The organism is Clostridium sp. CS001, from assembly GCF_020443565.1.
Taxonomy (GTDB): domain Bacteria; phylum Bacillota; class Clostridia; order Clostridiales; family Clostridiaceae; genus Clostridium_AD.
Genome location: NZ_JAIZZN010000052.1, coordinates 1 through 11,270 on the forward strand (window position 1 = coordinate 1; position 11,270 = coordinate 11,270).

General features: G+C 30.5%; 12 protein-coding genes and 1 riboswitch. Of the genes, 4 read left to right on the top strand and 8 right to left on the bottom strand.

Annotated features, from left to right (window positions below):
• Nucleotides 1-243: 243 nt before the first annotated feature.
• From thiE to thiW, 5 genes are read right to left on the bottom strand one after another with little or no spacing between them, the layout of a single operon-like run.
• Nucleotides 244-861: a thiamine phosphate synthase gene (gene thiE, locus LGK97_RS19150; protein WP_226261849.1), complete on the bottom strand. Its 618-nt coding sequence runs from the start codon at nt 859-861 to the stop codon at nt 244-246.
• Nucleotides 851-1,687, bottom strand: a complete 837-nt coding sequence (gene thiM / locus LGK97_RS19155; protein ID WP_226261851.1) for a hydroxyethylthiazole kinase — start codon at nt 1,685-1,687, stop codon at nt 851-853. Before thiM ends, thiE begins: the two co-directional genes overlap by 11 nt.
• Nucleotides 1,666-2,880 carry a putative hydroxymethylpyrimidine transporter CytX gene (cytX, locus tag LGK97_RS19160; RefSeq protein WP_226261853.1) on the bottom strand — a complete coding sequence of 405 codons (1,215 nt, stop codon included), beginning with the start codon at nt 2,878-2,880 and terminating at the stop codon, nt 1,666-1,668. The genes thiM and cytX overlap by 22 nt, the downstream gene beginning before the upstream one ends.
• Entirely contained in the window at nt 2,873-3,697 is an 825-nt protein-coding gene (thiD, locus tag LGK97_RS19165; RefSeq protein WP_226261855.1) for a bifunctional hydroxymethylpyrimidine kinase/phosphomethylpyrimidine kinase, read from the bottom strand. The genes cytX and thiD overlap by 8 nt, the downstream gene beginning before the upstream one ends.
• 32 nt (nt 3,698-3,729) lie before the next feature.
• The gene (thiW, locus tag LGK97_RS19170) at nt 3,730-4,218 is read right to left on the bottom strand and encodes an energy coupling factor transporter S component ThiW (RefSeq protein WP_226261857.1); all 489 of its coding nucleotides are present in this window, start codon (nt 4,216-4,218) and stop codon (nt 3,730-3,732) included.
• A gap of 133 nt (nt 4,219-4,351) precedes the next feature.
• A riboswitch (TPP riboswitch) is annotated at nt 4,352-4,463 on the bottom strand.
• Between the two features lie 217 nt (nt 4,464-4,680).
• On the opposite strand from thiW, the gene LGK97_RS19175 reads away from it, so the two are divergent.
• The gene (locus tag LGK97_RS19175; protein WP_226261859.1) at nt 4,681-4,995 is read left to right on the top strand and encodes a hypothetical protein; all 315 of its coding nucleotides are present in this window, start codon (nt 4,681-4,683) and stop codon (nt 4,993-4,995) included.
• An 83-nt stretch (nt 4,996-5,078) separates the two neighbouring features.
• Here LGK97_RS19175 and LGK97_RS19180 read toward each other — a convergent pair whose 3' ends face one another.
• Nucleotides 5,079-5,687: a 50S ribosomal protein L25 gene (locus LGK97_RS19180; RefSeq protein WP_226261861.1), complete on the bottom strand. Its 609-nt coding sequence runs from the start codon at nt 5,685-5,687 to the stop codon at nt 5,079-5,081.
• Between the two features lie 353 nt (nt 5,688-6,040).
• Between LGK97_RS19180 and LGK97_RS19185 the strand changes: the two genes are divergently transcribed.
• Both LGK97_RS19185 and LGK97_RS19190 read left to right on the top strand, forming a co-directional pair.
• Nucleotides 6,041-7,144 carry an AI-2E family transporter gene (locus tag LGK97_RS19185; protein ID WP_226261863.1) on the top strand — a complete coding sequence of 368 codons (1,104 nt, stop codon included), beginning with the start codon at nt 6,041-6,043 and terminating at the stop codon, nt 7,142-7,144.
• Nucleotides 7,145-7,306: 162 nt separating this feature from the next.
• Nucleotides 7,307-8,902: a PAS domain-containing protein gene (locus LGK97_RS19190; RefSeq protein WP_226261865.1), complete on the top strand. Its 1,596-nt coding sequence runs from the start codon at nt 7,307-7,309 to the stop codon at nt 8,900-8,902.
• 68 nt (nt 8,903-8,970) lie between these two features.
• Here the strand turns inward: LGK97_RS19190 and LGK97_RS19195 are convergent, their stop codons facing one another.
• Together LGK97_RS19195 and LGK97_RS19200 are read right to left on the bottom strand one after the other, a co-directional pair.
• Nucleotides 8,971-10,167, bottom strand: coding sequence for a metallophosphoesterase family protein (locus LGK97_RS19195; protein WP_226261867.1), 1,197 nt, complete (start codon nt 10,165-10,167; stop codon nt 8,971-8,973).
• Nucleotides 10,168-10,334: 167 nt separating this feature from the next.
• Entirely contained in the window at nt 10,335-10,532 is a 198-nt protein-coding gene (locus LGK97_RS19200; protein ID WP_226261869.1) for a cold shock domain-containing protein, read from the bottom strand.
• A gap of 387 nt (nt 10,533-10,919) precedes the next feature.
• Here LGK97_RS19200 and LGK97_RS19205 point away from each other — a divergent pair, with 387 nt between their 5' ends.
• Nucleotides 10,920-11,141 (top strand): hypothetical protein, encoded by a 222-nt coding sequence (locus LGK97_RS19205; RefSeq protein WP_226261870.1) that lies wholly within the window; start codon nt 10,920-10,922, stop codon nt 11,139-11,141.
• Nucleotides 11,142-11,270 lie beyond the last annotated feature (129 nt).

Genomic DNA, 11,270 nt, shown 5'->3' on the forward strand with positions numbered 1-11,270 from the left:
TGCAATGATAAGACTTTGTGAAATCATATTAAAATAAATTCAAGTTACAAACTTCAAATGTAATTTATTTGAAGACTAACTTGATGACATTGCCCACGTGGCAAGTGGCAAAAGTGACAACCTCTAGCATATATGTTATCCACTTACGCATGCTGTTTCCCATATAATTTAAAATACCCTGTATGAAAGTGCTTAACTGTCATACAGGGTATCTTTGACTGCTTATGATTTTTGCTATTTAAACTAGTATACTGCTAGCTTCTCCGCCGCCACCTGTATACATCTTTTCCCGAGAATATCCGAAACCACTGCTATACCATCAACATTTGCTATTTTTAATAAATCTACATTATTTTCATTAATTCCTCCAATAGCAACAACTGGAATAGAAACACCCTCCTTTATTTCCTTTAAAGACTGAATAGATACTGCTCTTGTATCATCTTTAGTGGTGGTTATAAACATTGCTCCAACACCTACATAGTCCGCTCCTTGCATTTCAGCGTTTTTAGCCTGCTCCAATGTGCTTGTGGAAACACCAATTATTTTGTTATTTCCCATTATGCTCCTTGCAATATCCATTGGCATATCACTTTGCCCAAGGTGAACACCTGCAGCATCTATTGCCTGTGCAATATCTATTCTATCATTTATTATTAGCGGAACATTATATTTATCGGTAATTTTTTTTATTTCCACGGCAATGTTATAAAACTCTAGGGTACCTGATTTCTTCTCCCTAAGCTGAACTACTGTAACTCCACCTTTTATAGCTTCCTCCACTCCCGTATATATATCTACATCTACTAATACATCTCTATCTGTAACAAGGTACAGACTATAATTTATTTTATTCTTCATTTATTTTGCTCCTTTCCATTATTGTAGCTTCTGATAAATTATAAATGACATCTATTATTTTCACCTTCAAAGTTCCCGTACCACCACTTACTTTATCTAACCCTTCATAAGCTATCTCACCAGCGATACCCATAGAAACGGTTCCTGCTAAAGCAGCTAAAAGGTTATTATCACTTACCCCTAAAAAAGATCCAATAAGCGAAGTACACATGCATCCAGTACCAGTAACCTTGCACATTATTTTATGGCCATTTTCTATAGTATAAAGAGTTTTTCCATCTGTTATAATATCCACTTCACCAGTTATAGCTACCACTGCATTAAGTTTACTTGCAAAAGCTTTTGCCATTTCTTTTTTATCTATAAGTTCACTTTCATTTGAAGGCTCATCATTACTAGTATCTACACCTTTTGTTTTAGATTCAATACCGCAAAGTACTTTTACTTCTGATAAATTTCCACGTACAACTGATAATTTCACTTCATCTATAATCTTTTTAGCAGTTTCTGTTCTATAAGTCGTTGCCCCTGCACCAACAGGGTCAAGTATTACTGGAATCTCTAGCTCATTTGCTATTTTCCCTGCTGCTATCATAGATTCTACACTTCTGCTATTTAAGGTTCCTATATTTATTACAAAAGAAGATGCCAATGATACCATGTCACGAACTTCATTAATATCATCTGCCATAACCGGCGACCCACCAATAGCTAGTGTAATATTAGCACAATCATTAACCGTAACGTAATTTGTTATATGATGCACCAATGGGTTTTTTTCTCTTACTTTCTTTAATAATTCTACTATCTTTTTATTAATTTCCACTTACTTGTCCACCTCCAACTTATTGCATATATCATTCCAGTAATAATCATAACAGGAACTGTGGCTCCAAGTACAAAGTCAAGTTTTATAAAGCTATAGTAAATTACTATACCCATAATCCATACAATAGTTGCCCCCCAATTTATTAATACATCAGATTTTACCTTTGTATTTTTCTTTATTATAAAATAATCTGTAATTAAGATTGCAAACAGTGGTGAAAATACAGATCCTATCGCATATAAAAAGCTTTCATAATTTTCTATAGGAACTATTATAGCTATTAATGTTCCGATGACAGTCATAACAATGCCGACTTTCTTCTCATTGAGTTTTGGCATAATATTTAAGAAGGAAACTCCTGCTGAATAAATATCTAAGAAGGTTGTAGTTACTGTAGAAAGTACTACTATACCTAAGGCTGCCATCCCTAAATTAGCGGCAAGCATCATAACTGAAGGATCTGCATTATTTGAAACTATAGCAGCTCCAAGACCTATAATGAACATCCATGAACTTCCTAGGAAATAACCTGTAAAACTACCATAAGCTCCTTGCTTCTCACTTTTTGCAAACCTAGTATAATCTGCAATTAAAGGTAGCCAAGAAAGAGGCATTATTATACTAAGTTCCAATGCTCCTCCAAAAGATATTCCTGTTGTACTTGCCTTTGAAAGTAATGTTTTATCCTTAAAAATAATAGCTCCTAGTACCAATGTAAGTATAAAAAGCAAAAATACAGCTGTAATATTTAACTTTTTCATACCTGCATTTCCGAAATAAAGCCACAGTGCAATAAGAATACCTATAGATACTATGCACACTAATACATTATTAAAACTCCATAAAGTTTTTGCTATTAAGTTTACAGAATTTGCTGCTGCTCTTATCATAACTACTGTCCATCCAATTAATTGAAGAACATTTAGAATTGAAATTAAGTAAGTTCCATAAGTTCCAAAAGAAATTCCTGTAGAAGTTATTGAAGGTACCCTTTCTCTAGTACCAATGATACCACATAGCACCAATATACCTGTTCCAATTAAGTGTCCTAGTAAAATTACAATTACCCCTATTTTAAAGCCTAAAGGTGCAATAAGTCCTCCGGTTAAAATTTCAGCAATAGAAACTGCAGCCCCAAACCACAAAAACACAAAGGTCCAAAAACCTAATTTTTCTTTATCCTTAATCATTTTTCATACCGCCTTTTTCATATAATTCATAAAAGTGATTAGTTGGCCCAACACCATGTCCAATATCTAAGGAATGCTTAATTGCTATGGTTATGTATTTTTTAGAATTTTTTATTGCATACTTCATGCTAAAACCAAGTGCTAAATTTGCAGCTATAGCAGAAGATAATGTGCATCCAGTTCCATGAGTATTTTTTGTATCTATTCTTTCTGAGTAAAAATGTATAAACTCGCTTCCATCATAAAGCACATCTATGGCGTCACCTTCCATATGACCTCCCTTTAAAAGCACGTTTTTGCAGCCTAGCTTGTATATTTCTTTTGCTGCCTCTTCCATATCCGCTACTGTCTTTATTTCAGTAACACTTGAATTTACTTCTTTAAGAATTTCCTCAGCCTCTGGAACATTTGGTGTAATAAGTGATGCTAGTGGAATTAATTTTTTAATCAAAGCAGTCTTTGATTCCTGTTGTAGTAATGAAAAACCACTCTTCGAAATCATTACAGGATCTAGCACTACATTTTTAGGCTTGTATTGCTCTAATTTCTCCCATATAGCATTAATAGTTGAAATCTGCGATACCATACCAATTTTAACTGCATCTACATCTATATCTGTAAAGATAGCATCAATTTGAGCTTTAATAATTTCTTCATCTAAGTCTTTCACTGCAAAAACCCCCATGGTATTCTGCGCTGTTATTGCTGTTATAACACTCATTCCATATACACCATTAGCACTAAAACTCTTTAAGTCTGCTTGTATTCCTGCCCCTCCACAACTATCCGAGCCTGCTATAGTTAAAACTTTTTTCATATGTACCCTCCTACTTATTATATATTTTAAGCTTATCTATCTAATTGAGTAAATTCTGAAAAATTGAAAACCCTAAAAATAATATATGCAATTATACCTCCGCCAATAGTACTTATTAGAAATGGGGTTACAAAAAATAACGCCCCTACTTTTTTTCCCATTATAAGCGTTGCTATTGGAAATGCTAATAGACCACCTAAAATTCCAGTTCCAAATACTTCTCCCACTATAGCAAATAATGTTTTCTTGGTTTTTTTAAATAGAATTCCGGCTAAAAATGCCCCAATCATACTTCCTGGAAAAGCTAAAAGAGAACCCGTACCTAGTATATTTCTGAGTAGAGATATACAAAAGGCTATAGCTACACTATAGCCTGGTCCTAAAATTACTGCAGCTATGATATTAATTGTATGTTGCATTGGAAAGCATTTAGATACTCCTACTGGTATAAAAATAATATTACCTAGTATTACACCTATTGCTATTAGTAGTGATGCAATTGTTAATTTTTTAGTATTCACTAATTGATCTCCCCCTTTTTTTGTGCAAAAGCTAAACTTATCTAATATGATGTGATTTTTAGAACAACAAAAAACACAAACCCATAGGATTTGTGTTTAAATTACCATGCTATATTAAAATATATGCATATATAATACACCATTAAACAACTTCCTACGCTGGCATTACCCAGTTCAGGTTATTAGGGTCAAAGAATTACAGTTCTTTCTCTCAGCTGGCAAATCCAGCTCCCCTGTGCTTTGTTATTCTTTTTTATTAACTAAATTATATAAAATTAAGATATCTATTATATATGCTAGTCACTTTATTTCATATGTCTCATAATAACATAATAAATTATTCTGCACAATTAATTCCATAAAAAATTTTTAATATCTATCTATATTTTATAATAAAGTGGATAAACTATAAACTGTACTGGGTATATCAATATAGCTTATATTTAAGGGAGGGAAATACTAATGAATAATAATTTAGAAGAAACAAAAAAACTAAATCAAAAATCGAGCTCTAATAAAGGTTCAAGTACTAACTCAGCCACTAGAATGACTAGTAGCACTAATGATGCTAGTCTAAAGGAAGCAAGAGAGTTAAACAATCAATCATATAATAATTTAACTAATGATACTTCAAATGTTAATATGAGCAGTATTTCTAACATGTCCAATATGGCTAGTATGTCTAGTATGCCTAGCAGCACCGATGCTGCTTCTTTGGAAGAAACAAAAAAGTTAAACCAGAATTCAGCATCAAACAAAGGTAATAGCAAAGTATAAATTATTAAGGGAAGCCAAAATGGCTTCCCTTAATAATTGTTTTTAATATTTTAAGTATCTATATATATTAACTTATTTATATTTTATTTAACCTTAACTTGAGATCCAGTAATAATTTCAGTTTCATTAGTAGCTTTTACACTTGGTTTTTCTTTCAGTTGTGCTATAACTGCGTAAATTTCATCTTCCTTATCAATAATTTTTATTGATTTATCTAAATTAAAGTCATTTTTTGTAATAGTATCTCCAATTTCTTTTTCTGATGCATCAAAAATTATTGTATTAGGCATTAACGTCATCTTTCCAAAAACATCTATATCAGCTTTATAAATGTTTAGCTGAAGTTGCTTTGACTTCAGACTCCCTTCACCATTGAAAATAATAGGCAACAGTAGCTTTACTTCTTGGTCTTTTGCAAGAAGTTGTACATCTACATGAATGATTTTTGCTGTTATAGGGTGTCTTTGAATTTCTTTTATAAATCCAAATTTCTTATCCTCTCCATGTTCTACCCATACCTTAGCATTGGATCCATGTCTTGTAAGAACTTTTCTTAGAGCTGATCCCTCAAATTTTACAGAAGTTGATTCCTTAACGTTATCTCCATAAATCACACCTGCCACAAAACCACTTTCTTTCATCTTTTTAGGCTGCGTGTTTCTTTCAAATGCATTTAAAGTAATTTGTTCCATAATAATTCACTCCTCTTCACTTATAAAACCATTTTTATATACATATGTTACCAATATTTACTTTATAATATATACATATATAATATAAATATTTTAAAAAAAGCCATCGTAATACTTAAAAGGTAACATTAGTAATTAACCTTAGACTCATTGTAGCACATATTAACAAATAAGTGTTGTATATACCATTAACATTGCAGTAATACGTCGCAATTAAGAGCAAAAGGAGGGAATAATGATTTAAAACTAATTGATAACACACTGTTGCAAATAATAACACATATCAAACCCCTTCAATTAATTATTTAAAACTGCTATACTTATATAAATAGCATTTGATTGGAGGAGTTGCATTGATACAATATAAAAAAATACCATACATTCGTCTTGTTCCTATAATTATAATTACTTTTTTTCTTTTTAGAGTAATAAATAACATTGAAAATATAGGTTCCATATTTCATAAAATCTCTTCCTTACTTGTTTTTTTTATTTGGGGTTTCGTTATAGCTTATTTACTTAACCCACTTATGGCATACATTGAAAAGAAAACACAAATGAAAAGAATTTACAGCATAATTATAATTTATACATTATTTATAGGTTTAATAATCTTTATATTTACTTTGATTACTCCAAGTGTTATTAAAAGTACCGTTGATTTATTTAATAACATTCCTAAATTTGCAGATAAAGCCTACAAATGGTCTACTAATTTTTTATCTGAAAATGAGCTATTAAACAAATTTAATATTACTAATTATTTAGAAAATTACTTAGCTACTTGGAGCAAAGATATAACTACATATTTTGCTCCAGGTTTACAAATAATAATTGATAACCTAATGGGCCTAAGTTCTTTATTTATGAAGTTTATGTCTGGCATTGTAATTTCAGTTTATTTTTTAATGGATAAAGAATCTATTATATTCAACATCAAAAAATTTATTTATTCCATTTTAAGTGAGTCTGCTTCTATTAAACTAGTTGATTTTGGAAAGCTAGCCCACCTTACTTTTAACCATTATTTTATCGGTAAAATAATTGACTCTATTATTTTTGGAAGTATTACTTTCATAGGATTTTGGATATTAAAAATACCTTACGCTTTGCCTTTTAGTTTAGTAATAGGCGTAACAAATATGATTCCTTACTTTGGGAATATTATAGGAATGGCTCCTGCTGTTTTAATAACTCTATTCTTCAATCCAATAAAATCAGTAGAAATCGTACTCTTTGTGGTAACCTTAAGTAATATTGACGGATGGTTCATATCACCAAAGATTATTGGTGATAAAGTAGGCCTTAGCCCACTACTAATAATACTAGGACTTGTTCTTGGTGGAGGTCTCTTTGGTATCGTAGGAATGCTCATTGGAATTCCTACAATAGCCTTAATAAAAATTTTATTAGACAACTTTATGAATGAGCGAACCAAAGATAAACAAATACTATAACTAATTATTTTTGTGACTTAAATCATATTTTTTATAGATACACTTTGATATAATATAATTACTGAGAATGATTTTCAATTAATGATATTTCATAACCCTAGGTTATTATTTAGCTTTATATAGTATATTATTATAAAACTCAATATTAAAGGAGTGTTTTTTATGAGAAGCAATATAGAATCAAATAGCATTGAAATGGGTAATCATCCAACAATTGATAACACTAAAATTAAAAAGATAGTTGAAATTAAATTAGATTTTCTTAATAACAAGGTTTCTTTGGAGGAGGCTAAAAAAAGAATGACAGATTCTTTTGATAAAGTCACTGGCGAAGAATTTGCACTAGCCGAACAGCAGCTGGTGTCCTATGGAATTACGGATGATATGTTAGCAGAAAGACTAGAAGATCTTTTAAAAGTCTTCGAAGGTATTCTTGTTTCTACAGAGCTAAATCTTCCAAAGGGACATCCAATAAGAACTTATATTGATGAGACGGTGGCAATAAGTAAAGTTCTTTCCTCTATGGAAACATTATTAGATAAAAAATTCATTAAAAATCAGTGGCTTGAATTGTATGATAAGTTAAGTCAAATAAGTATCCATCTTAGCCGTAAACAAAATCAATTATTCACTGCGCTTGAAGAAAAGGGCTTTGATAAACCCTCAAAAATAATGTGGACACTAGACAATAATATAAAAGATATTATTAGAAAATCCAAATCCCTATTAAAAGAAGATAATGATAAGGACTTCTTATCACTGCAACCTAAAGTACTTGAACTAGTACGAGATATGATTGTTAAGGAAACTGAGGTTCTATTCCCTACTGCCATTGAACTTTTGAGTAATGAAGACTTTGTTAAAATGAGAATTGGTGATGACGAAATAGGCTACTGCTTAATTGATAATCCACCAAGCTTCAAAACAGAACCCGTGTCAGATGCTAATAGGTCTTTTACTAATGACTTAAATATGGATGTAGACCTCCTAAAAGACCTTGCTGCAGTTCTTCAAAAACATGGAGTATCATCCCCTATAAAAGAGGATGAAGTTCTAAATGTAAGTCAAGGTCTCCTTACCCTAAAGCAAATAAACTTAATCTTTAAGCATCTACCTGTTGATTTATCTTATGTTGATGAGAATGAACTTGTAAAATTCTACAGCGATACAAAGCATAGGGTTTTCCCAAGAAGCGCAGGAGTTATTGGTAGAGCAGTTCAGAACTGCCACCCAAGAGAAAGCGTTCATACAGTTGAGGAAATAATCACAGCCTTCAAAAGTGGAGAACAAGATGAAGCTGAATTCTGGCTTGAAATGGGTGGAAAGTTTATTTATATAATTTACAATGCTGTAAGAGATGATGAAGGTAATTTTAAAGGCGTTCTTGAAATGATGCAGGATGTTACTCATATTAGAAGTTTGACTGGCAGTCAAAGGCTTGTAACCTGGAAAAGTAATGAAAAAGAGGCTTCACCTTCTTTAGCTAGTCCTCCTAAAAACGAAAAATCCTTACCACTTGAAACTAATAAATATAATATTACAAGGGAAACAAGAATAGGATTTTTGACTAAAGAATATCCCTTTTTAAAGGATTTTCTAATATCCTTAAGTCCAAAATTTGAAAAACTAAAATCTCCTATGCTTTTCAAGACCATGGCTAGTATTGCCACCCTTGAAATGATCAGTGAAAGAGGTGGTTTAGAGATTTCTGACTTAATTCATAAATTAACTTGTGAGATTGATAGGGTAAATAAATAATATTAAAAAGAGCACTCTAAATTTTAAAAGAGTGCTCTTTTTAATATCCTTTCATTTAACTTTAAGTATTATAATTCCATAGTAACGGGCACAATTATAAACTCTTTTTTATTATGTAATTTTAAAATTTTAGGATAGACCTCACTGTAAGCAGTATGTATATTAACATTTTCATTATTTTTATTTAAAATTTTACCACTAGAAAAAACAGTATATAGTCTTCCATTAAAAAATTGCATAACTCCATTTTTTACAGCTTCGTGTCCACGAACCAAGTAATCTACTCCCAGGGTATTTATAAATTCATTAAAATGTTCTTGATTAAAGTTAAATCTTGCTTTTAATAAAGATTCTTCATTAATTATATCTTTAGGATCACTCCACAACATATTATGAAATATAGTTTTATTTAATTCATCAACAATACTTTTATCAGCAAGTTGAGAAAGTGATTTAATATAGGAAAAATAATTAACTTCTTTATTAGTAACTTTAGGTCTTGGGATTCCCCCATGAACACCAATTACATTAATATCTTGTAAACCCACTAGAGCTACATTACATAAACTATTAAAGAATTTTATGTAATTACTTACAGTTTCAATAGTAAAGCTGGAATTTTTTTTTGCTAAATTAAAAACATGATATAGAAAATATCCTATCTCTCCAACACTTTCTTGTTTTTTAACGCATAAGACTACTCCATCATCAATATAACCACCATCATGATTACCTTTTAACAAATAGCAGTTTTGGGGAAATAAATACTTCAAGAGCAACACAAGTTCCATAGTTTCAAGATGTGATTTACCTCTATCAACATAATCACCTAAAAATATTAAACGTATATTCTTAAATTTAGTCATTGCATTAAAAAAATTGCAGGAATTAAGTACGGCTCTAAGGCTTGTTACATCTGAATGTATGTCACCAACAAAGTAATATTCATAGATTTCATCATTAAAGGAATAAATGTTAAAAGCTCGGCTGCCATCTATTAATTGATTTTTTATACACCTAAAGCTTAAATTATTTTTATAAATCTCTGCATTATGTAAATCCTCTTCTTGCTCATGTATGCTGCACACTTCTTCTATAAGAAAGTTATGGACAAGACTTATATTATTTAAATTATCTTCATTGATATTTAAAATATCTTTCCATAACTTATTGCTAATTTCATATAATTTTTTTTCTAAATTAATACCTGATGATATTGCCTGCTTTTTAATATCATTTTTAAGTTTTTTAATTTTATCAATCATTTTTTATCCTCTCCAAGTTCAATTTACATTGAAATTGTATAATACTATTAGGCTATATAATATTTCTTATATAGGGTAAAATGCCGAATGAATTTGCTATTACTATTTTACCACAAAAAACAAAGAAGCCATTAAATAGTTACCTATTTAATGGCTAAATATTTTTCTTAGATTACAGTGATGTTTTCAGCTTGAGGTCCTTTAGGTCCTTTAACTACATCGTAAGAAACTTTTTGTCCTTCTTCAAGTGATTTGTATCCATCTGAATTTATTTGAGAGAAATGTGCGAAAACATCTACTCCGTCTTCTCCTGTAATAAATCCAAATCCTTTTTCTCCATTAAACCATTTAACTGTACCATTCATATTATGTGTACCTCCGAAATTTTATTTCTTAAACTCTTTGTAGTAATTCACCAATAATGCTTCCTTATCGAATTTTCACATTCAATAAGTACTAATTGAATTATAGCTGTGTTTGATTATTTACTATTCATTTAAGTCATCTTTATAATAACATAGTATTTTATAGAAAGCAAGTTATATGTAGAAATAAAGTTAAAGAAGTCAAAAATTAATTTAAACCCTTTACTTTTCCTAGCAAAAACTTAGACAGATATTAATTATATCTATCTAACATAGGTTCATACTATACCATAATATGGCTACATATTCTCTATTGTTGCTATTAGTATAAACAAAATATTTAATGGGCATTATATTAGAAAATAGTTAGTAAAGGGGATGTTTTTTATGAGCCAAAATAAAAGCATTGTAGCTAAAAATCAAAACTTTATTCCAAACAGCCAAGGTGTCGGTCCTAATGAAGGCGGAAATGTGAATGTTGGAATTGCTGAAAAAAATCAAACAATGGCCGCTACCAGCCAAGATAGTAGAAATGCCGAAAACGGCTACAAGAATAATTCAAACGCCAGCGTACAAGCTGCAAATCATGGAACTAGAAACAAAAACTAAGTTGTAACAAAACAAAAGGGGGCTGTCTCAAAATAGAAAGTAATTTCTAGATTGAGATAGCCCTTTTTTATCTTTTAAATGCAAAAGCGAATTCCTAAGAATTCGCTTTTGTTGTATAATTTATATATG

Excerpts from the sequence above, each read along its gene's own strand:
- thiE (WP_226261849.1), bottom strand. The coding sequence starts at position 861 with ATGAAGAATAAAATAAATTATAGTCTGTACCTTGTTACAGATAGAGAT.
- cytX (WP_226261853.1), bottom strand. The coding sequence starts at position 2,880 with ATGATTAAGGATAAAGAAAAATTAGGTTTTTGGACCTTTGTGTTTTTG.
- thiD (WP_226261855.1), bottom strand. The coding sequence starts at position 3,697 with ATGAAAAAAGTTTTAACTATAGCAGGCTCGGATAGTTGTGGAGGGGCA.
- LGK97_RS19175 (WP_226261859.1), top strand. The coding sequence starts at position 4,681 with ATGAATAATAATTTAGAAGAAACAAAAAAACTAAATCAAAAATCGAGC.
- LGK97_RS19180 (WP_226261861.1), bottom strand. The coding sequence starts at position 5,687 with ATGGAACAAATTACTTTAAATGCATTTGAAAGAAACACGCAGCCTAAA.
- LGK97_RS19190 (WP_226261865.1), top strand. The coding sequence starts at position 7,307 with ATGAGAAGCAATATAGAATCAAATAGCATTGAAATGGGTAATCATCCA.
- LGK97_RS19195 (WP_226261867.1), bottom strand. The coding sequence starts at position 10,167 with ATGATTGATAAAATTAAAAAACTTAAAAATGATATTAAAAAGCAGGCA.
- LGK97_RS19200 (WP_226261869.1), bottom strand. The coding sequence starts at position 10,532 with ATGAATGGTACAGTTAAATGGTTTAATGGAGAAAAAGGATTTGGATTT.
- LGK97_RS19205 (WP_226261870.1), top strand. The coding sequence starts at position 10,920 with ATGAGCCAAAATAAAAGCATTGTAGCTAAAAATCAAAACTTTATTCCA.